Origin of the sequence: Paenibacillus sp. FSL P2-0089 (genome assembly GCF_038595095.1) — a bacterium.
Taxonomy (GTDB): Bacteria; Bacillota; Bacilli; order Paenibacillales; family Paenibacillaceae; genus Paenibacillus_AQ; species Paenibacillus_AQ silagei.
The window spans coordinates 2,375,080-2,395,710 of sequence record NZ_CP152006.1 but is presented as its reverse complement, the minus strand read 5'-3'; the positions used below and the strand labels follow the sequence as shown (position 1 = coordinate 2,395,710).

Below are 20,631 nucleotides of genomic sequence, written 5' to 3'. Positions count from 1 at the left end.
TAATCAGGAACACCCCTGCGGGTGCTCCTGTTGTAGCCTTACTATGGTCAAGCGCCATCCGGCCTGTTCCTCGGTCTGTCCGGCTGCTGCGGCCCGCGCCGCTGGGGCACCACAGGCTGAATGGACTCTGCCGCCAGCCTGACCTCTTCCTTCAGCACGGGATCTACGATGCAGATGGTGAGATCATAATAATCAAAGGGCTGATCTTCGTAAGCTTCCAGACGGGCAACATACGCTCCCGCTTCCCGGACCAGCTTCTCCAGATCAATACCAAGCGTCACCGCCGGATATCTGCCCAGTACTTCATGAGACTGCTTCAGCAGAATCAAGCCCCCGCGCACATTGGCATTACGGAAATGGTACAGCCCGACTGCCACCTGCAGCAGAGCTTTGTATAACGGATCACGCTGCTTTTCCAGCCATAATTCCTCAAGCACCTCATGACATTCGAAATAATCCCTGTCCCGGTTGAAGTAGATGAGGTAGGCCAGATACAACGGCTCATAAGCCATCCGGCTCGCTGCCCTTCTTGGCATTCGAGAGCAGCTCGCGCACATGGTCCAGCAGTTCCTTCATCGCATCCATATCCTGAGCCTGCCAGATCGCATTGAACCGTTCCTGGCTTTCAATCGCTTCATTCACAAGATGATAGAAATACAGCTGATGAATAGCCTTCAGCAGTTGGGTCGTCATGTTCGAGTTCTCCTCGAAGGTCTTCTGCGCTTCCAGAATCTCTTCCCGGATACTCGACATCTCGCTGTCCAGAATGGAAGCCGCTTCTGCTGCCGTCTTCAGGCGCACCCGCATTTCATCGGGCAGGCTCTCCCGGTATTTATAATTCAGCGAATGCTCAATGGTTGCCCAGAAGTTCATCGCCAGTGTACGGATTTGGATTTCAGCCAGCACAATCTTTTGACCAAGCGCAGTCTGTACCGGATACCGGATGATCATATGGAAGCTGCGGTAGCCGCTTTCCTTATAGTTGGTAATGTAGTCCTTCTCATATAACACTTCAAGATCCTTGCGGGCACGGATGTATTCCGCCACTCTGCGGATATCCTCGACGAACTGGCACATAATGCGAATGCCGGCGATATCCTCGATGCCCGTTTCCAGATCCTCCATTTTTACATTTAACCGTTTGGCCTTCTCAAGTATGCTAGACAGCCGCTTCACACGGCCGGTAACGAATTCAATCGGCGTATATTCTTCCCTTTTCTTGAGTTCAGAGCGCATCGTCTTGAATTTAACCTTCAATTCCTCCACCGTTTGTTCATAAGGAAGCAGAAAAGTTCCCCAGTCCCTGACGTCCATCGCCTTGTCCTCCTGTCCATTCATCCTTCAGTGATGATCAGCGCCTACCGCATCAAGGAGCCTCTCGAAGCCGTCCCGCCGCAGCAGCTGCCGTAGTCCGGCATGCACTCTGCGGTTAACCTCCGGCCCTTCATAGATGAGTGCTGTATAAATTTCGACCAGACTGGCGCCTGCCCGTATCTTATCGTAAGCATCCTGGGCTGTAAAAATCCCTCCCGACCCGATAATCGGCAGCTTGCCGCCCGTCTGGCTATAGATTCTGCGGATAATCTCTGTAGAACGTTCGCGCAGCGGCTGGCCGCTCAGCCCGCCCGTCTCACAGGCTTTGTCGCTCTGCAGCCCTTCACGGGAGAGGGTCGTATTGGTGGCAATGATACCGTCCATTCCGGCTTCCGTGATGGTATGTACCATATATTCCAGCTCAGCGTCACTGACATCGGGAGCAATCTTGACCAGCAGCCCCTTCGCGGCGCCCGTCTTCGCCCGCTGCAGCTCCATCTCTTCCTTAACCTCGCTAAGCAGGTTCGAGAGCTCGCTGCCATGCTGAAGACTCCGGAGATCCGGGGTATTCGGCGAGCTGATATTGACCACAAAAAAATCACCGTACGGATACAGCGTACGGATACACTTGCGGTAATCCTCATGTGCCAATTCATTCGGGGTGGCCTTGTTGCGTCCGATATTGACCGCCACCGGAATTCTGCGCTTCTTCAGCCTCTTGAGGCGTTCAGCCATGGCCTCCGCGCCTTCATTATTGAAGCCCATCCGGTTAATGAGCGCCTTGTCGGGCAGCAGCCGGAACAGCCGGGGACTGTCATTGCCGGGCTGGCCTACCGGAGTTACCGTGCCTACCTCCATAAATCCGAAGCCGATCGAAGAGAATCCTCCTACCGCTTCTGCATTCTTATCCAGTCCTGCCGCTAAGCCCACTGGGGTCGGGAAATGTACCCCGAACAGATCCACCGCAAGGTCAGCTGTCTCAGGAACCCCGTACATGAGGCGCATAGCCGCGCTCCCGCCGGGAACCAGATCTGCTTTATTCAGTCCGCCGATGACGAGATGATGCGCCGTCTCCGGGTCCATTTTAAAGAAAATCGGTTTACCAAAATGTCGATACAGCACCGTTCTCGCTCCTTTAAGGGAACCACAATTGACATAACGACTCCCGTATCTATAGGTTTCTTCTTAATTTTATCCGTTTCCGGGGGAAAAGAAAAGTTTTTTGCCGCAGCGATTGTCCCCGCCCTGCCGCACTTGCTTCACGCCGCCGCCAATTCTCACTGATTCCCCGTAATTTCAATTCCGTCCGCAGTACGCAGATGATTCCTTGCCCAGCTTATGAACTGGTTCAGGAAATCCTGCAGTCCTGAGTCTGTAACCGGCTGCTGCTCAAGCTCAGTTAAGATAGACTCCCACTGGCTCTTCGGAATCGGGTTCTCCCAGCACGGGTCCAGCGATGTCATCTCTTCCCCGGTGAACGGATCGGATAGAGGGAAGACCCTGCTGACCGCAGGCTTAAGATATTCGAAATCGCCTTCATAAATAAACAGCATCTCTCCCGGTGCATTCCCGCCCGCGTCCATGTTCAAATCATACCGGGAAAAGGTGAACCCTATATTCCTCGGCGGACCTGTGTAGCGGTAGAGCAGTACCGGAATTTTGCTTTTGGACCTGCTTGCCATGGCAGCATCACTCCTGCTTTTGTGTTCTTCACGCTCCAGCATAAAACCTTCCTTATGATACTCCAGCCGGTATTCCTCTGTATAGACCAAGACTTCGGCCAGCCAGTCCCTACCGTAAGAGATTGCAGCTAGACTTGTCTTTTCATCCAGACTAGAATAGAGGAGCGGGTACAAGTTCCATGCACCACCGCCAATCCTCACATGTAAGGGTTATCACAGAATAAGAGAGAAAGAAGGGTGACCAAATGTCAACGAAACGCAAACCTCCCACACTCCAGCAAAAAAAAGAAGAAGTCAACCGCAAAGCCATTCTGTGGATCAGCGCCAGCCTGGTACTGCTGATTGCGCTTATCGCCGTTTTATTTGTCTTTGTCGGGAATTAGTTCAGCCAATGGTACACTTTATGGGGGTTGGTCTGATTACGGGGCGAATCCGAAGGGAAACGTTCCTCCGGTACGACAAGCTCCTCAGGCAAAACCCCTTGACTGATTTGAACCTTCGTGCCCATCGGCACCATGGCGAACAGTTCCTCCACATCCTTCCGGCTCATCCGGATACACCCCAGCGACTCATCCTTGCCGATGCTATCCGGCTCATTCGTCCCGTGAATCGCATAATTACTGTCCGAGAGCTGCATACCGCGGCTGCCGAACTCCCCGTTATCGCGCCCGTTCGGGTTCACGACCTTATCCTTAATGAAGAACTCCCCTTCAGGGGTCTTATCTCCGCCGAGTCCTACGGCATAATTCCGTAAAATCACATTGCCGCTGGTGACCGCCAGACGGTGGTTTTGCTTATCTACAATAATAGCAAGCGGTTCTTTGAAAAAAAGCTTCTCCCCCGGCCCCTCCGCCGGACCTCCGCCGCCCGTCTGCTCTTGCCCCGGAATACCTGCATCTTGTCCGCCGGACGGCTGCGGTGATGCTGAGAACAGCGGCGCCTCTCCCCGTGCGGCTCTGCGCAGAGGTGCGAAGGCTTCCTTCATCAGCGGGGTGATGCCGCCCAGCACGTTCGCCGGGAACGGCTTCACTAATTCCTGCACCGCTTCGGGATATGCTCCCTTGCTGCTCTTGTACGCACGCAGCGCACTCCAGAGCACAGCCAGCTCCTCCTGCTGCTTCTGCCAGCCCAGCCCCTGCTGCTTAAGCTCCGCCGAATCCGGCGGCTGGCATGCGCACGCTGCCGGATTATAGGACTGATAGACTATACGCCCTTCTCCGCTCTTGGCAAGAGTAGCCTCCAGCGGCAGCCCTTTCTTCCACAGCAGCCATTTGCCCGAGCGCTTCATACCGAGCAGTGCGGTGGCGGAAGGCGTCTTCGCCGACTTCAGGATGGCTGCCAGGCCCCCGCCCCCCGCAGCAGCATCCGCCGCTACCGCCGTGAAATCCAGACTTGCCGGTTCTTGCGGACTTCCCTGCGTCTCTGCGGCTGTCTCCGGCAGCACGGCTGAGACCGCTTCGACCGGGGCAGCTGCACCCTTACTGTCCGGCAGAATCCCCGGTGCGACGGCAGCCGGAATAAGCATGAGCAGCAGCAGCATTAGAGCCAGCAGCACCCGGCGCTTCCTGAGCCTCGCGGTCTGCCGTTCCCGGGCCGATTCCAGCAGCCCTTCCTCGTACTGCTGCAGCATTTCCGCGGGCACCTTGCTGCGTTCAAATGCCTCATACACTTCCCCGGCCTGATTATAGCAGTAATTCGCTTTTCCATACTGCCCGTTCTTATAGTATTCCTTACCAAGCAAGTACCATGCCATCTTATTATCCGGATGCATCTGTACATAGGCTTTTAGATGCTGAGCATTCTTCATGTTGGCCTCCACTATTGGTGGTATGGTTATGTATTCGTATGTACCTTCTATTGTATATCGGCAGGGAATGCAAAAAAAGACACCTCAAGCCGCATTTATCGCGGTCCTGAGATGTCTTTTATGGAGACGGCAGAAGCTTAGCCCTCTTTGTTGAAAGGTGCATCTGCAATCTTAATGGAATCTGTAGGGCATCCGTCAGCTGAATCCTGCAGGTCATCGAACAAGTCGTCCGGAATCACAACATTACCGTGGTTGCCGTCGTTCTCATAGATCACTTCTGCCAAACCTTCGTCATCATAATCAAAAATATCAGGGGCCGTCGCGCCACAAGCACCACAAGCGATGCATGTGTCCTTCTCGACCCAAGTGTACTTAGCCATTTTTTTCTCTGCCTCCCGCTTAACTATACAGCCTGCAGTCGCAGCCTGTTATTTTTCTCATATTAATATAAATAGGATACAATTTCAATGAATTTTCAATGTGTTGACATTATTGCCTCATTCTCAGGGATGCTCCAAGCAGCTGATCCCGGGCCTTAATTCACTCTATCTCCTTGTCTGCGCCGCCCAGATTGTCCTTCTGCAGCGAGGTGCCCCGCTCCTTATGGTTACGCAGCCGCGCCGAGTGGCTGTCGCTCAGCATCCCTGCGGTCAGCACCGCATTCTCGCCGAACTTGTTACGCAGCATGTCCATCGCCTTATTAAGCGACTCCTTCTTCGGCTGCCGCTCGTAGTCGAACAGGTCCAGCTGAATAGCCGACTCCTCTTTGGGCATCAGCCCTTGGAGCGTTACCCCCAGCAGCCGCACCGGCTTGTCGCCCTTCCAGTGGCGCGCGAACTGGTCGCATGCTACCTTATAAATGTCCTCGGCGCTCTCGGTGGGAGCCTCAAGCTGGCGGGAGCGGGTGATCGTCTTCATATCCGGCGTGCGGATCGTCAGCTGTACCCCCGCTGCAACCAGCCCCTGCTTCCTCAGCCTCCGCGCAACCTGATCGCTCAGGTTCAGCAGAATCGGGCGCGCCTCAGCCAGCCCTACCACATCATGCGGCAGCGTGGTTGTATGGCCGATGGACTTGCTCTGCTCCCGCTCAGGATTGACGATTCCGTGATCAATCCCGTTCCCCGCCCGCTTCAGCCAGGCGCCCATGACACCGAAATGGCCGACCAGCATCGCCTCGTCCGCGGCTGCCAGCTGTCCGATGCTGTAGATGCCCAGCTTGCGCAGCTTCTCGGCCGTCTTGCCGCCAATGCCGAACATCTCATTGCACGGCTTGTCCCACAGCACGGACGGTACATCGCGCAGCCGCAGCACGGAGATGCCGCTGGGCTTCTTCAGATCAGAAGCAATCTTCGCCAGCAGCTTGTTGGGGGCAATCCCGATGGAGCAAGGCAGACCCAGCTCCTCCATAATCCGCCGCTGCAGCGCCTCGGCAATCTCCGGCGGCGTTCCGAATTGGCGGGAGCCGGTGATATCGAGATAGCATTCGTCTATAGAGACGGCTTCGAGCAGCGGAGTATAGCTGTAGGCAATCTGCATGAATGCATTGGAGTACTTGCGGTATAGATGAAAATCCGGATTAATAAGCATTAAAGACGGACAAATCCGCAGCGCCTTCTGCACCTGCATTCCCGTGGAGATGCCCAGCCTGCGCGCGGCGTAGGAGCAGGTGACGATAATTCCCCTTCTAGCCTCCACGCTGCCCGCCACCGCTGTCGCCTTGCCTTTATATTGCTCCGGATCTTCCGCCTCATGCACAGAGCAGTAGAAGGCATTCATGTCCACATGTAGAATAACCCTGCCGCTTGCCGGATAATATTGATCCACACTCTGCATGGCATCCACCTTCTTATCTTTCGGGGTTCCATTGTTATTGTCAGCATACCTCTACCCCGGCGGGAGGTCAACTTGCCAAGAGAGCCGCTTGTGACAGCGCGGTGAAAAGTTCTTTGTTACTTTCCCGCGTAAAAATGCTATAATATAAAAATTAATTTCCTATGCGAAGGCTAATAACACTTTTAGGAGGACACTCATGTCTAAGTCTATCTCCATCTTCGATACTACCCTGCGCGACGGAACACAAGGCGAGGGGATCAGTCTGTCGGCGGATGACAAGCTGAAGATTGCCAGGAAACTCGACGATCTGGGTGTCCATTATATCGAAGGCGGCAATCCGGGAAGCAACAACAAGGACATCGAATTTTTCAAAAGAGTCCAGGAGCTTCATCTGAATGCCAAGATTACCGCGTTCGGCAGCACCCGGCGCAAAAACACTGTAACCGAGCAGGACGAGGGACTGCAGCGGATGATTACCGCAGGCGTTCCGGCGGCTACCCTGGTAGGAAAATCGTGGGATTTCCATGTTCATACTGCCCTGCAGACCACCCTGGAAGAGAATCTGGCCATGATCTTCGACTCCATCTCTTATTTGAAGCGCAAGGGGCTTGAGGTCATCTTCGATGCAGAGCATTTCTTCGACGGCTTCAAGAACAACCCTGAATACGCCGCTGCTGTTCTCACCCGTGCCCGCGAGGCCGGAGCAGACTGGCTGGTGATGTGCGATACGAACGGCGGCACCCTGCCGCAGGAGATTCATGATATTGTGACAAGCATCGGCGTGCTGCTCCCGGAAGCATCGCTCGGTATTCATACACACAACGATTGTGAGCTTGCGGTTGCCAACACCCTGAGCGCAATCGGTGCCGGTGCCCGGCAGGTTCAGGGGACTATTAACGGCTATGGCGAGCGCTGCGGCAATGCCAATCTGTGTTCCATCATTCCCACACTTCAGCTTAAGATGGGCTATCACTGCATCCCTGGCGATTCCCTGCCGCAGTTAACCAATACGGCCCGGTTCATCAGCGAGGTTGCCAATGTGAATATGCCGGTGAATCAGCCTTATGTCGGCACAGCCGCATTCGCCCACAAGGGCGGCATCCACGTATCTGCCATTTTGCGCGATTCACGCACGTACGAGCATATCGTCCCTGAGCTGGTCGGCAATAAGCAGCGTGTTCTGGTCTCTGAGCTTGCCGGACAGAGCAATGTGCTGTCCAAGGCGCAGGAGATGGGACTCAGCCTTGATCCAAGCAGCGAGCAGGCACGCAAGGTGATTGACAAGATCAAGAATCTTGAACACCAGGGATATCAGTTCGAAGGCGCAGATGCTTCGCTTGAATTGCTGCTCCGGGAAGCGACCGGCGAGATGAATGAGCTGTTCACCTTCGAGTCGTTCAAGATGCTGGTTGAGAAGACCGCCGGCCGCCCTGTCGTCTCCGAGGCCTTCGTCAAGCTGAAGGTCGGCGGCGAGAGCCTGTACACAGCCGCCGAAGGCAACGGACCGGTCAACGCGCTGGATAATGCGCTGCGTAAGGCGCTGCAGACCTACTTCCCTCAGCTTAAAGATATGCACCTCTCCGACTATAAGGTCCGTGTGCTGGATGAACAGGATCAGACTGCCGCGAAGGTACGTGTGCTGATTGAATCCAAGGATTATAGCGACACCTGGAGCACAGTAGGCGTATCCAGCAACGTGATCGAAGCGAGCTGGGAGGCTCTGGTCGATTCCATGCGATATGCCCTTCTGGGACAGATCTCACTGGAGCAGGGCATCCAGACCAGCAATGAACCGAGAGGTCTGGTGAATCACTGACCTCCTTGGCTTCGCTCTATGCACTCCAAAAAGCCCTCCTCTGCGGAACTTTCTCCGCGCAGGAGGGCTTTTCACTATGCGGCTGATCGCCGGTGCTAAGAGCCAGTCAGCGCAATAATCTTTTTCTCCAGTTCCTCTGCGCTCAGGACCCCCAGAATAATCTCGCTGATGACCCCGTTCTTATCAATCAATACATTGGTCGGGAACACCGCCCCGTTATACTTGTCGAAGATCTGGCCCTTTAGATCATACATTACCGGAAAGGTCAGCATATACTTCTTGACGAAGCGTTCCGCATTAGGCTTGTAATCCTGGCTAGTTACGTTAATGCCGTATACATCCAGCACCTTGCTGTATTTCATAGCCAGCTTATTCAGTTCAGGAGCCTCCTGCCGGCAAGGATCGCACCAGGAGGCCCAGAAGTTAAGAATCACCGGCTTCTCCCTTGCCCCATCGACGCCATATTGCTTATCCCCTTCCTGCACTGTAAAAGGAGGCGCTTTGAGTCCGGCAGATGCACCAATCTCCGGTTCCGCCGTCCGCTGCAGGACCGCAACCGCCTTAGGCTCCGATTTCAATTTATGTTCTATGGCAAGAACGGCCAGAAAAACAATCAAGGCCAGAATCGTTACATTCCGTTTATGGACTGCTTTCATAGAGTTCAGATCCTTTACATGGAGGATTTTTCTCTATTGTACCCCCACTTGCTCCAGTTTCAAACGTTATCATAAAAAAAGAGGATTCCGTCAAAGACGAAATCCCATGAAGAGAGAGGGGTAAAGCTGACAGCGGCCAGGGAAGCCCCCGGCTGTTCAGACCGGACTCTTCCGTACAGCAGAGGCTGGGGAAGCTTCTGCTGCCCGGCTGCCGCAGGAGACCTGCGAACAGCTGCTGGCGCTGCCGCAGCGGGTGGCATGTGTATTGGCCTAAGGCCGATACGCAACGTAGCGCCTGACCCGCCGCCTTCCAGATATACCTTAATCAGTCCCCGCTTTGCACTGCAATCCGGCCAGTCTTACCAATAACTCTCATGTCCTGCTTAGATAGGCGTATAAGTCGCCTAACGTATCTACCTGATTCTTTTGTAAGATCTGGCGGATGTAAGCTACCCACAGCTTCGCCGTCATCTTGGCATCCTCCAGCGCATGATGGCGGCCCTCGATGGGAATCTCATGAATCGCCAGCAGCTCATCCAGCGTATAATTGCTGCGGTGCGGCTCCAGCCAGCGGGCCAGCATCATCGTATCCAGCACCCGGTGGGTTAACTGGACCTTGGAGGTCTTCCATAGGGCGGCATTCAGGAACGCCTTATCATGGGCACTTCCGTGCGCCACCAGTACCCGCTGCCCGACGAAGGACATGAAGTTATGCAAGCCGTCCATCAGCGGCGGAGCAGAGGAGGTCATCTCTGCTGAGATTCCGGTCAGTCTCGTAATATTGTCCGGAATCGTTGCCCCGCAGTTCACCAGTGTATAGAAGCATTCCTCTGCCTTGATCTCTTCCCCGACCACCCGGATCGCCCCGATGGACATAATCTCATCCCCGCCCTGGTGGGAGAAGCCCGTAGTCTCCAGATCGAATATCACCGTCTCCAGTTCAGACAGCGGAGTATGCAGCACCTCGGGACGCCGTTTCTCACGCATCAGAGAACGGATAAAGGCCATTTGCTGGGCTGTCTGCTGCGCCGATTCTCCGCCTCTCATGGAAGCGATGGCGGAGGGCATTCCGCCTTGCCGCAGATTATTCCAGAATCCTCCGCCCTTGCTCGGCTCCTTCATAGCTGTCTCCTTTCCGCTGACCGGAGCTGCCGCTGCAGCGCCTTATGCAGGCGTCTGATCAGCAGCAGGCTTTCCCGCAGCTCCGCCCGGAGCTGCTTATTCTTCAGATCATTCTCGGCATAATAATCGCTGCTCACGAGCAGGCCGTCCGTCACTGTAAACGGCGTGTTCACCCGCATCCTGAGCGCCGTCAGACAAGCGCGCCTGATCTCTTCCAGATGCTGATACTGCTCCAGCTTAGCCAGCTCATCAAGCCGCTTCAGTGTCGAAGATGCTTCGATTCCGTGCAGCAGCGACAAATGCCTGACAATATTGACAAGCGGAATGTAGAGACCATATTTGACATCGAAGCCGCCAGCATTATCACCGAACCGCTCCGTGAGCACCTGCCCCAGCAGATTCAGCGTTGCTTTATGGCGCACCGTATTGCGCAGTACCGCCATCGTCAATTTGCTGTTATCTGTGAATCCGGCATGCAAGGCTTCCCGCCACTGCGCAGACAGTGCCTCACTTCCCGCTACATGGCGCATATCCGAAGCTATAATCAGGTACCGGACAGGCTCCCATTCGAGCTGCTCCATCCAGTCAGACAGCTGGCGCTTCCAGTCTGCCAGTGACTTCCGCCAGAGCGGCTCAGAGCACATGACCCTGCCCTCGCATTTCTCATAGCCAATCGCCTCAAGCACATCCGACAGCATGCTGCCAAAAGCTTCGAAATACCTTTTCCGCTCACCCTCCAGCGCTTCCTCTACAATTAAGCCGTTATCCTGATCGCTCCACAGCGTAGCCTCCTGCCGGCCCGCACTGCCGAATACAATAAAGGAATAGGCGCAGGGAGGCAGGCCGTAGCCCGCCTCCTTCATCTGCGCCTCACATATGCGTACCGCCGTCCCGGCAAGCTGGTCATGCATCGCATTGACCCGGTGCATCCATACCTGAACGGGAATCACGCCCAGCTGCTCCAGCAGCACTTGTTGACAAGCGGTACGCCTCGCCTTAAGCTCCTCCGGCGAACCGGCTGTTACGATGGACAAGTAACTTTCTTCTTCGTTCCAATCTGCTGCCTCCATCGAAGCCACTCGGTCCGCCTCCCTGCCTGAGTATAAATATTAGTGTTTGAGGGTTTTGGATTCTGATTCACTAATCAGCTTCATTTGCTCAGGATAACCGTACGTACCATGCTCACTGATATCCAGACCCATCAATTCTTCTTCTTCCGTTACACGGATACCCATAACCATCTTCATTACATACAGGATGACGAAGGACATCACAGCTACGAACACGAAGGTTCCGACTACACCCAGTGCCTGCACGCCGAGCTGATGGAAGCCGCCGCCGTAGAACAGACCTGCTTTACCTACAAGTGCGCCTTGTTCAATCAGATCAGGTGCTGCGAAGAGGCCTGTAGACAACGCCCCCCACATACCGGCGATACCATGTACAGAGAAAGCATAGATCGGATCATCCAATCCTGCACGTTCCAGCCACTGCGAGGTCATGAAAGTAAAGGCACCGGCAATGAGACCGATAATGATGGCTGCCCAAGGCTCTACAAAGGCACAGGCACCGGTGATGGCAACCAGAGCTGCCAGTACGCCGTTAAGCATGGCCGGAATATCGGATTTGCCGAAGTACAGCCAGGAAGCTGCCAGTGCTGCCAGACCGCCTGCTGCCGCTGCAATGTTCGTAGTCAGCGCTACGTGTCCGAAGAATCCGCCCATAGGGGACAACGCGCTGCCGGGGTTGAAGCCGAACCAGCCGAACCAGAGAATGATAACACCAAGTACAGTGAAGACCTGGTTATGACCCGGAATAATAACCGGCTTGCCTTCTTTGTTGAATTTGCCAAGACGGGGCTTGAGGAGAATGGTCGCCACTACAGCCGCTGTTGCACCTGTAAGATGGACTACTGTAGAGCCTGCATAATCCTGCATGCTCAGCTCTGCCAGCCAGCCGCCGCCCCATACCCAGTGAGCTACAACCGGATAAATCACAACCGAGAAGAGAATTCCGAAGATAATATATACGCTAAGCTTAGCACGTTCAGCCATACCGCCGGATACAATCGCCAGGGAGACTGCCGCAAATGCCATTTGGAACAGGAATTTCGTATTTAGTGTAACATCGGAAAAGGCCAGGGATTCAAATGCGGAGGCTGTGGAATCTCCACCGTAGAAGAAGCCTGTAGTTCCGAAGAAGCTGTTGCCGTTACCGAAGCCAAGGCCAAAGCCCAGTGCCCAGAAGCACAAGCTGGCAATCGCCAGTGTCAGTACCGTCTTACCGGCCACGTGGCCGGCATTCTTCATCCGGACCGAACCCGCCTCAAGTAATGCGAATCCTGATTGCATGAAGAATACAAGGATAAATGCCAGGAACGTAAATGCAGTGTCGAGTCCAATCTGCAGATCCGGTGCTGCCGGACCCTCAGCCGCGAAGGCGCTGACCGGATAGATCATTAGTGTAATCATACCCAGGAACATCATCAACATCTTTTTTTTCATAGTGTACCCCACTCCCCAATGTTATATTTTCTAACAAAGCGTGAAACTCTTAATGTCATTATAATCAGAAGTCAGGTAAATTGACAAGACTATTTTTTTGAATGCTTTAATTTAATTTTGGAAGCTGCGCTTTTCTTCACTTAAGGACTATTCCCGAGCACGATTACCGGTAACCCGGCACAATTAGCACGCTTCCTTACGTACCAATCATGCAAACGCATACAGTCAACAGAGCTTTTTCCTAAGTTTCATACTGTATTTTTATTAATGTCTATTAGTAAACATGCCTTTTATTATCCCTTGATCACACCATACCGTATCACCCGCTCACCGCGATCCTGATGATTACCAGCTGAGCTGGGCGCTTAAGTATATGACACGCCATGTCATGTTTTACATGGATTCTTCTCCTCTAAGGAATATTCTCGCTTCGATTGCCTCCCCAGCATCTTTATGAAAAGTCAGCATATACTTTAAAGTAAGCGTCACGTTTGACTGTACGGTTTCCAATTTGATATGATTATTTTACGCAGGAAATAGCGAGGTGAGATAACTTGGAGATATGACCCTTTACCGGATCGGAGAGCTGGCCAAGGCTGCCGGCATCAGTGAACGTACCATTGATTATTATACGAAGCTTGGACTGATTACACCGGAATCCAGGAGCATGAAGAATTACCGGCTCTACAGTCATGAAACCTTAGTCGTTCTTCAACGTATTAATCAGCTTAAGCAAGAGAAATATACATTGGAAGAAATCAAATCCCTGATGGGCAAGTGGAATGCAGCCACACCTGAGGCTGAGGTCTCCGGCAAGCTGGTCCAGCTTGAGCTTCAGATGCAGCAGCTAGAACGGGAAGTGAAGGCCCTGGAGCCCGTGATAAGCGGTTTGAAGCCTGGCCAGGCCAACCGGGCACTGGCAGCACTGATTCCTCAGGGCGTCGCCTGTATGGAAGCGATCCGGCTTCTGCTGACGCAAGGGCCGCCAATGTAACAGCTTGTAATTTATAATGGAGGAATGAGCACATATGATGCCACTAATGTATCTGTTGTTAGCTGTCGCTTTTATCTTTTCTGTATGGGCCCAGTTCAGGGTCAAGGGCAATTTCAAGAAATGGGCCAAGGTGCCGAACATGAATGGCTTAACGGGTTATGAAGCTGCCCGGCGTATGCTGGATGCCAACGGACTCTACGATGTTCCCATTGAACCGGTTCAGGGAACCCTTACAGACCACTACGACCCGATTAACCGCGTTGTACGGCTGTCGGAGCCTGTATATTATGAAAGCTCCATCGCAGCGGTCTCCGTCGCTTGTCACGAGATCGGCCATGCGATTCAGCACAAGGAGCATTATCCGATGCTGGCGCTGCGCCACCGGATGTTCCCGGTCGTGAACTTCGCCTCCGGGGTCGCTCCCTTCATGCTGCTTGCAGGCTTCATCTTCAGCTCGTTCAACCTTATCGGGCTCGGCATTATCTTCTTCTCTGCCGCAGTAGCCTTCCAGCTCGTCACGCTGCCCGTTGAATTTAACGCCAGCAGCCGCGCGCGCCGGATTATGGTACAGCAGGGCTTCATCCGTAATGATGAAGAGCGCGGCGTAGCCAAGGTCCTGAATGCCGCAGCGCTCACCTATGTGGCAGCAGCGCTGGTATCTCTGATCGAGCTGATCCGCCTGATCCTGATGTTCCTCGGTAACCGCGATTAAGATCTATATTACTACACAGACAATACCCCGGTAGGCTATGAGCCGACCGGGGTATTGTCTGTGTGCCTGTCTTTGAAATAGGTAAGCAGAAAGTTACGGAAGGACTGGGCGACCAGCGGCAGCTTGCCTTCTGCCCGGTGAATCAGCCCGACGGTTCTGGTAATCGTAGGCTCCACCACCCGGACCTGTGCAGGCTGCATCGGGTTGGTCTGGTAGAGCGCCATCTCCGGCAGCAAGCTTACCCCCATCCCGGCGGCTACCAGACCGCGGATTGTATCGGTCTCCCCGCCTTCAAAAGCAATCTGCGGCTTGAACCCTGCCGCAAGGCAGGCCTGCCACACAATCGGCCGCAACGAGTAGCCTTGGCTGAACAATACGAACTTCTCGTCCCGCAGCTGTTCCAGCCGGATCACTTCCCTGCTTGCAAGCGGATGATTCTGCGGCAGAATGGCGAACAGCTCCTCGGTCATTACGATATCTCCGGCCACATGCCCTACATTCTCCGGGAACGGCGAGATGAATGCCAGATCCACCTCTCCAGAGATAACATCCTTGATTAAGGATGGATAGGCTCCCTGCTTGAAGCGGAATTTCACATGGGGATAATGGCTGCGGAACTCCGCCACAATGGAAGGAATCAGATGGGTCCCGAGGCTATGCGGGAAGCCGATGCGGATCTCGCCGCGCTCCGGGTCAAGGAATTCATGCACCTCCGCCACCGACCGGTCGAGTTCATTCAGGACCGACTCCACTCTTTTGCAAAAGAGCTGCCCGACAGGCGTAAGCTGCAGATTCCTCCCCTTCTGCATGAACAGATCCACTCCCAGCTCCTGCTCCAGCTGATGAATCTGGCGGCTTACCGCAGATTGTGCGACATGCAGCTCCTCCGCCGCTCTGGTGACATGTTCCTTCTGGGCAACCTTCAGAAAATACTGCAGCTGTCTAAGCTCCACGATTACACCCTTCCTTATCGACGTTTTCGTTTGAATACACGGATGATTAGCCCATAGATGAAGAATCCGGCGATCAGGCCGCCGATATGAGCTATATAGTTGATATTTTGAGCGGCAAAGGATACGATAATCCCCATCACCAGAAGTCCGTAAAGCGTCTTGCGCGAGCCCTCATCCATCATTGCCCTTTGGAACACCGCAATATAGAGGAATGCGCCATAGACGGCGTAGATCGCCCCCGAGGCCCCTACAGAGACAATTCCAATCTCCACATTCCCTCGGCTGCTTATAAGAACCCACAGCAGATTAGCAATGAAGCCGCCGCCCAGATACAGCAGTGCATAACGCCACCAGCCCATCAACCGCTCCAGCGGCGGGGCGAACACAAGCAGCGAGAAGGTGTTGAAGAACAAATGAGCGAAGCCGTTGTGAAGGAACATCGCCGTCACGCAGCGCCACAACTCATCCGTTTCCGCACCCACATTGACCGTAGCCCCGTACTCCACAAGTGTATACAGGTTGGTGGAGCCGCCATTCAGGGACAGCACGATGAACATAACCACATTGGCCAGAATCAGCGCACAGGTTACAGGATAATACCGGAGATAGCTTCTCCACTTCTCATACCTTATAAAAATCATAACATCCATCCTTTTATGTATGTTGTCCAGCTCGACATCCAGCTTCTAAAAAGATTATAATTTATTCTGGCAGGTACATGCCAATAATGCAATTCAAGGAGGAAACAAGGACATGACGCAAGAAAGAACAGGCGTAGCCACTTTTAAGGGCAACCCCATTACTCTGGTAGGCCCGCAGCTGAAAGCCGGAGATTCCGCGCCGCAATTCACGGTAAGCAAGAATCTCCTGGAAGATGTTACACTTACAGAATACGCTGGAAAAATCAAGCTGATCAGCGTTGTACCTTCCCTGGATACCGGTGTGTGCGATGCGCAGACCCGCCGCTTCAACAGTGAGGCTGCCGGTCTTGGCGATGATGTAGTCATTCTCACCATCAGCACAGATCTTCCTTTCGCCCAGGCCCGCTGGTGCGGCGCCGCAGGCATCGACAGTGTAATCACCCTGTCCGACCACAAAGAGACTTCCTTCGGACAAGCCTATGGCGTCCTGATCAAAGAATTCCGCCTCGACATGCGCTCCATCTTCGTTGTAGACAAGAACGACACTTTGGCTTATGTCGAGTATCTCGGTGAAATGGCTGAGCACCCGGACTACGAAGCGGCGATTTCCGCAGTTAAAGCTCTGCTCTAGGCTTAAACGGACAGCACTGATATGTTATACAGCATCCAAGACTATAAATGTACATTTTTGAAAAAAAGCGGCAGAAGGTCATCCTTCTCCGCTTTTTGCGTATGATGATCAATAAGGAATAGCCGTGCCCGGAACAGACTGTCCCACTCCCGGAAACCGCATACAATCCCGGCAATACATGCCCGAATGCTGTCCTTAATCCACCTTATATTTGCCCAGCTTCTTATCCAGAGACTGGTACAAACGCTGAATGACACGGTAATTGGCACCCAGATCGCCAAGCGACCCTCTGGATGCTGAATATATATCTACGGCACAGCGTACGGGCGTGGTGCTTAACACAGATACGGTAATATCCAGCGAGCGGCCTAACGCCGTTCTTTTCTCCAGGGTAATCTCCCCTACAGACTGCACTTCATGCAAGACCTTATAACCAGGAATTTTCTTCAGCGTTGCGGATACTTCATCCCACGCCTTGTCTCTTGAAAGATTGTAATAACGCGTTTTCAATGCCGGATCTTTGGCACGGTCGCTTGTTCCGTCATGACTGCGAAATAAACCGACCAAGGTTCTTTTCAACGACAAAATTCTTCCCCCTCTTCAAATCCCAAGTTCACTACCCTAAGTGTAACACTCTTGTCCGCGGAACAAAAGGGCATTGCTCACTTTAACCTTGAAAAAGGCACCCTCTACCCGCTAGTGAGCAGGTAACAGGATGCCTTGTCAATTCCATTAGAAAACCCGCCTATGCCGTCCGGCTGCAGTGTCTTCTGAACCTGCTAGAGCAGGTGGGTGACCGCAGAAGTCGTTTTTGAATTCCCCAGGTCATATAGACAGGGCTGTTCAGCCGCGCTTCATGTAGATCTCCCAAGACATTATCATTGGTTCAAAACAACGAGCAACCATAACGTACATCGCAGGATTTATAAACATTATAGTGCGTTTTGACGAAAAAGTAAACCTGTATGCGCTTTATTTAACGCCGGGATCATTTTCCGTTGACATTACTGCCCGGATGATCACGGAAATGTTAAGTCCGCTTAAAATCCTTACCGGTGTCCTTATCTCTGTCGTCTTCATCCTCGTCTTCGTCATCATCGTCATCATCATCGGCCGGCAGACCTTCATTCTCAGCTGCTTCCAGCGCAGCCTGTTCTTCAGCCAGCTTCTTCTTCTCCACTTGTAGTTGCAGCTTATTGTATGTAGCGAAGAAATTAAAGAAGGCGAGCATAGCAATCAGCGTAGGAATACACAGCACATAGAGCACCGGATACCGCAGACCTATATAAAGAAGAACGCCTGAACCAATCAACGTCGAGAACACACGGATCGGCCGGGCGATCGTGAGCAGAATCGAATTGGTTACCACTTCCTTGAACGTCATCTGGTAGTGAACCACGATGGAGAAGAAGTTAAACATCGATACGAACAAAATAATCATCAGCACCAGCATCAAGATACCGACAATCTTGAAATTCGGCATTTGCGTCATGTATACGGTCACATCAACGTACATCACGACAAACAGCAGGGTGTAGATAAGCCCTCCCAGCATGCTTTTCAGATAATTCTCTTTGTATCCCTGAAAAAAAGTGCGGAATGTACTTACATCGGTATTGCCCATTACCCATTTGCGCACCACTGTAAATAACGCCGACGTAGCCGGAAATACAGTGAATGGCGCGAATACACCAAGTACCCAGTTCAGCATAATCTGCTCATTCGGTCCGCCTGCTCCTGAACCCAGCATGAGGATCTTCATAATTCCTGCGAACAGAAACGGTATCGAACACAATGCCCATAAAATATTGCTGAAGGCGATGCGTGAGATCCATTCCGTGATGCGGTATATACCGCCCATTGCTCCTTTAAACTCCAATTCCCTTCCTCCTGTCTATCTTGTGCATACTGCGTATCTTAACTATACCTGTTTGTACAGGACTTTTCCAGCGCCCAAGTTTACAAGTTCTAGGTAAGTGTCTAAGCAAGCTCCGCAATACGTCCATATATTACATTGTAACCACAACAAATCCCCCATGCTCAAAGGAGGTTGACCTCATGTCCGCACCTGGCTGCTGCAATCCCTGGACTTCCACCGGAACAATTCTCGTGCTCTTCATCCTGCTGGTCATCATCAGCCGTACCTTCATCTAAGTGAATCCACAGCAAAAAAAAGAAGACGGGAACCGGTAACGGTTGCTCGTCTTCTTCAAGGTGTTCTGTTATAGCTTAAGCGTCAAAATCCTGCTTGGCCGGGCGGGTGCTTGTGCTGCTCGGACGCGAGGAAGGTCTTCCGTCTGTGTTACGGCTCGCTCCATCACGGTTGCCTTTGTAGCCGCCGCCGTAGCTGCTGCCGCTTCCGCTGTTGCCGCCATAGCCGCTGCTGTAGCCGCCACGGGTGCTTCCGCCGCTGCTGGCATTGTCACGATTTCCGCGATAGCCGCCGCCGCTTGCATTGTCTCGGTTGCCGCGATAGCCGCCACCAGAGCTAGAACCGGAACCGGAACGGTTGCCGCCATAGCCGCCGTTAGGCTTACGCCCGCTGCGGATGTCGTTCTTGCCGCCGCGGCGCTTGGCACGGATCGGATCTTCAGGAGTCAACTCAATTTGCGCATCCTTGTTATCGCCGGTAAGAAGCTTCATAGCTGCGGACAGCAACTGTACAGAATCATATTGCTCCAGCAATTGAATGGCAATGCCTTTGTATTCGTTCAGTTCGCCAACCTCAACCATTGCAAGCAGACGTTCTGCTGTAATGCGTTGTTTGCCTTCAATAGCCTCGGCCATCGTAGGAAGCGGTTTGCGGGTAATGCGGTGACGGGTCACGCGTTCGATCAGGTGCAGGTGATCCATTTCGCGCGGAGTTACGAAGGACCAGGCTGTTCCTTCTTTGCCGGCGCGGCCTGTACGGCCGATACGGTGTACATAGCTCTCCGGGTCCTGCGGAAGGTCGAAGTTGATTACATGCGTTACGCCGGATACGTCCAGGCCGCGTGCAGCTACGTCTGTAGCAACCAGTACATCAATGCTGCCGTCGCGGAATTTGCGCATTACAGCATCCCGCTGGTTCTGCGACAAGTCGCCATGCAGGCCGTCAGCGGAATATCCGCGCTTCTGCAAGCCTTCTGCAAGCTCGTCTACCCGGCGCTTCGTGCGGCCGAATACAATTGCCAGATCTGGCGATTCCATGTCAATCAAGCGGCTAAGCGCTTCGAATTTCTGGCGTTCAGGCACTTCAACATAAGCCTGGTCGATAAGCGGTGCGCTAATCTGTTTAGGAATTACGGATACATGCTGCGGGTTCTTCAAGAACTGCTGGGCAAGGCGTTGAATGTTAGGAGGCATAGTAGCCGAGAAGAGCATGGTCTGACGTTCTTCAGGAACGAGCTTGAGGATGGTCTGGATATCCTCCATGAAGCCCATATCTAGCATTTCATCGGCTTCATCCAGTACGATCGTCTGAACATCATCCAGGCGGATGGTCTTGCGGTTGATATGGTCCAGGAGGCGTCCTGGTGTACCAATAATAATCTGTGGTTTTCTCTTCAGTCCGCGGATCTGGCGGCCGATATCCTGCCCGCCGTAGATAGCCAGTGAACGAAGTCCTTTGAAGCGGGTCAACTTACCGATTTCTTCAGCGACCTGGATGGCCAGCTCACGTGTTGGCGTCATTACCAGTGCCAGAATCTTCTCTTCTTCTCTTGCGATCTTGGAGATGAGGGGAATCCCGAAGGCTGCGGTCTTACCTGTACCCGTCTGTGCCTGTCCGATAAGATCCGATCCGGCCATAGCAAGCGGGATAGCCTGCTCCTGGATTGGTGTTGCTTCCTCAAATCCTAGCTCTGTGATTGCTTGAAGTACTTTTGGCTCCAAGCCGAATTCTGCGAATGTTTTCAAATTATTCATGCTCCTTCTATACAGTGGACATTCCACATGCTTGTCTGTATTCTTAAGTAGCGGTAAACA

Annotated in this window: 22 protein-coding genes and 1 other RNA gene; 6 read left to right on the top strand and 17 right to left on the bottom strand. The window is 53.2% G+C overall.

Features of this window, described 5'->3' with window-relative positions; genetic code table 11:
* Nucleotides 1-47: 47 nt before the first annotated feature.
* From NST69_RS09740 to NST69_RS09725, 4 genes are all read right to left on the bottom strand, one after another.
* Nucleotides 48-512, bottom strand: coding sequence for a DUF309 domain-containing protein (locus tag NST69_RS09740; RefSeq protein ID WP_036725180.1), 465 nt, complete (start codon nt 510-512; stop codon nt 48-50).
* A complete protein-coding gene (locus tag NST69_RS09735) occupies nt 502-1,314 on the bottom strand; it encodes a GTP pyrophosphokinase family protein (RefSeq protein WP_036725183.1) in 813 nt (270 codons plus the stop codon). Before NST69_RS09735 ends, NST69_RS09740 begins: the two co-directional genes overlap by 11 nt.
* Before the next feature lie 27 nt (nt 1,315-1,341).
* Entirely contained in the window at nt 1,342-2,436 is a 1,095-nt protein-coding gene (locus NST69_RS09730; protein WP_036725185.1) for a quinone-dependent dihydroorotate dehydrogenase, read from the bottom strand.
* A gap of 155 nt (nt 2,437-2,591) precedes the next feature.
* Nucleotides 2,592-3,086, bottom strand: coding sequence for a hypothetical protein (locus tag NST69_RS09725; protein WP_342549100.1), 495 nt, complete (start codon nt 3,084-3,086; stop codon nt 2,592-2,594).
* A 155-nt stretch (nt 3,087-3,241) separates the two neighbouring features.
* On the opposite strand from NST69_RS09725, the gene NST69_RS09720 reads away from it, so the two are divergent.
* The gene (locus tag NST69_RS09720) at nt 3,242-3,379 is read left to right on the top strand and encodes a hypothetical protein (RefSeq protein ID WP_200869536.1); all 138 of its coding nucleotides are present in this window, start codon (nt 3,242-3,244) and stop codon (nt 3,377-3,379) included.
* Here the strand turns inward: NST69_RS09720 and NST69_RS09715 are convergent.
* The 3 genes from NST69_RS09715 to NST69_RS09705 all read right to left on the bottom strand — a co-directional run bounded on the left by NST69_RS09715 (nt 3,376) and on the right by NST69_RS09705 (nt 6,636).
* On the bottom strand, nt 3,376-4,803 hold the full coding sequence (locus tag NST69_RS09715; RefSeq protein WP_340954161.1) for a L,D-transpeptidase family protein: 1,428 nt from the start codon (nt 4,801-4,803) through the stop codon (nt 3,376-3,378). The two genes, NST69_RS09720 and NST69_RS09715, sit on opposite strands and share 4 nt — an antisense overlap.
* A 137-nt stretch (nt 4,804-4,940) precedes the next feature.
* A complete protein-coding gene (locus NST69_RS09710) occupies nt 4,941-5,183 on the bottom strand; it encodes a ferredoxin (protein WP_036702186.1) in 243 nt (80 codons plus the stop codon).
* Nucleotides 5,184-5,343: 160 nt separating this feature from the next.
* Complete coding sequence (locus NST69_RS09705) at nt 5,344-6,636, bottom strand: DNA polymerase IV (RefSeq protein ID WP_340954164.1); 1,293 nt, start codon at nt 6,634-6,636, stop codon at nt 5,344-5,346.
* Between the two features lie 196 nt (nt 6,637-6,832).
* Here NST69_RS09705 and cimA point away from each other — a divergent pair, with 196 nt between their 5' ends.
* The gene (cimA, locus tag NST69_RS09700) at nt 6,833-8,452 is read left to right on the top strand and encodes a citramalate synthase (RefSeq protein WP_340954166.1); all 1,620 of its coding nucleotides are present in this window, start codon (nt 6,833-6,835) and stop codon (nt 8,450-8,452) included.
* A gap of 95 nt (nt 8,453-8,547) precedes the next feature.
* Here the strand turns inward: cimA and NST69_RS09695 are convergent, their stop codons facing one another.
* The 4 genes from NST69_RS09695 to NST69_RS09680 all read right to left on the bottom strand — a co-directional run bounded on the left by NST69_RS09695 (nt 8,548) and on the right by NST69_RS09680 (nt 12,734).
* On the bottom strand, nt 8,548-9,108 hold the full coding sequence (locus NST69_RS09695) for a TlpA disulfide reductase family protein (RefSeq protein WP_340954169.1): 561 nt from the start codon (nt 9,106-9,108) through the stop codon (nt 8,548-8,550).
* A gap of 372 nt (nt 9,109-9,480) precedes the next feature.
* Nucleotides 9,481-10,230, bottom strand: coding sequence for an exonuclease domain-containing protein (locus NST69_RS09690; protein WP_209874255.1), 750 nt, complete (start codon nt 10,228-10,230; stop codon nt 9,481-9,483).
* The gene (locus tag NST69_RS09685; protein WP_245368266.1) at nt 10,227-11,300 is read right to left on the bottom strand and encodes a DUF294 nucleotidyltransferase-like domain-containing protein; all 1,074 of its coding nucleotides are present in this window, start codon (nt 11,298-11,300) and stop codon (nt 10,227-10,229) included. The genes NST69_RS09690 and NST69_RS09685 overlap by 4 nt, the downstream gene beginning before the upstream one ends.
* Before the next feature lie 39 nt (nt 11,301-11,339).
* On the bottom strand, nt 11,340-12,734 hold the full coding sequence (locus NST69_RS09680; RefSeq protein ID WP_036725199.1) for an ammonium transporter: 1,395 nt from the start codon (nt 12,732-12,734) through the stop codon (nt 11,340-11,342).
* Between the two features lie 562 nt (nt 12,735-13,296).
* Between NST69_RS09680 and NST69_RS09675 the strand changes: the two genes are divergently transcribed.
* Together NST69_RS09675 and NST69_RS09670 are read left to right on the top strand one after the other, a co-directional pair.
* Nucleotides 13,297-13,728 (top strand): MerR family transcriptional regulator, encoded by a 432-nt coding sequence (locus tag NST69_RS09675; RefSeq protein WP_036725200.1) that lies wholly within the window; start codon nt 13,297-13,299, stop codon nt 13,726-13,728.
* 37 nt (nt 13,729-13,765) lie between these two features.
* On the top strand, nt 13,766-14,440 hold the full coding sequence (locus NST69_RS09670) for a zinc metallopeptidase (protein WP_036725481.1): 675 nt from the start codon (nt 13,766-13,768) through the stop codon (nt 14,438-14,440).
* A gap of 35 nt (nt 14,441-14,475) precedes the next feature.
* Here the strand turns inward: NST69_RS09670 and NST69_RS09665 are convergent, their stop codons facing one another.
* Nucleotides 14,476-15,393, bottom strand: a complete 918-nt coding sequence (locus NST69_RS09665; protein ID WP_209874261.1) for a LysR family transcriptional regulator — start codon at nt 15,391-15,393, stop codon at nt 14,476-14,478.
* Nucleotides 15,394-15,407: 14 nt separating this feature from the next.
* Nucleotides 15,408-16,034, bottom strand: coding sequence for a rhomboid family intramembrane serine protease (locus NST69_RS09660; protein ID WP_340954173.1), 627 nt, complete (start codon nt 16,032-16,034; stop codon nt 15,408-15,410).
* Between the two features lie 112 nt (nt 16,035-16,146).
* On the opposite strand from NST69_RS09660, the gene tpx reads away from it, so the two are divergent.
* Nucleotides 16,147-16,665 (top strand): thiol peroxidase, encoded by a 519-nt coding sequence (gene tpx, locus NST69_RS09655; RefSeq protein ID WP_076078429.1) that lies wholly within the window; start codon nt 16,147-16,149, stop codon nt 16,663-16,665.
* A 195-nt stretch (nt 16,666-16,860) separates the two neighbouring features.
* Here tpx and NST69_RS09650 read toward each other — a convergent pair whose 3' ends face one another.
* The 3 genes from NST69_RS09650 to NST69_RS09640 form a co-directional block, all read right to left on the bottom strand.
* Nucleotides 16,861-17,250 (bottom strand): DUF1499 domain-containing protein, encoded by a 390-nt coding sequence (locus NST69_RS09650; RefSeq protein WP_036725209.1) that lies wholly within the window; start codon nt 17,248-17,250, stop codon nt 16,861-16,863.
* Between the two features lie 149 nt (nt 17,251-17,399).
* Nucleotides 17,400-17,591, bottom strand: a non-coding RNA gene (gene ssrS, locus NST69_RS09645) — 6S RNA.
* A gap of 104 nt (nt 17,592-17,695) precedes the next feature.
* Nucleotides 17,696-18,544, bottom strand: a complete 849-nt coding sequence (locus NST69_RS09640) for a DUF624 domain-containing protein (RefSeq protein WP_339255366.1) — start codon at nt 18,542-18,544, stop codon at nt 17,696-17,698.
* 179 nt (nt 18,545-18,723) lie between these two features.
* On the opposite strand from NST69_RS09640, the gene NST69_RS09635 reads away from it, so the two are divergent.
* Nucleotides 18,724-18,819 carry a hypothetical protein gene (locus NST69_RS09635; RefSeq protein ID WP_036702210.1) on the top strand — a complete coding sequence of 32 codons (96 nt, stop codon included), beginning with the start codon at nt 18,724-18,726 and terminating at the stop codon, nt 18,817-18,819.
* A 75-nt stretch (nt 18,820-18,894) separates the two neighbouring features.
* On the opposite strand, the gene NST69_RS09630 is transcribed toward NST69_RS09635, so the two are convergent.
* Complete coding sequence (locus tag NST69_RS09630; RefSeq protein WP_036725212.1) at nt 18,895-20,562, bottom strand: DEAD/DEAH box helicase; 1,668 nt, start codon at nt 20,560-20,562, stop codon at nt 18,895-18,897.
* Between the last annotated feature and the right edge of the window lie 69 nt (nt 20,563-20,631).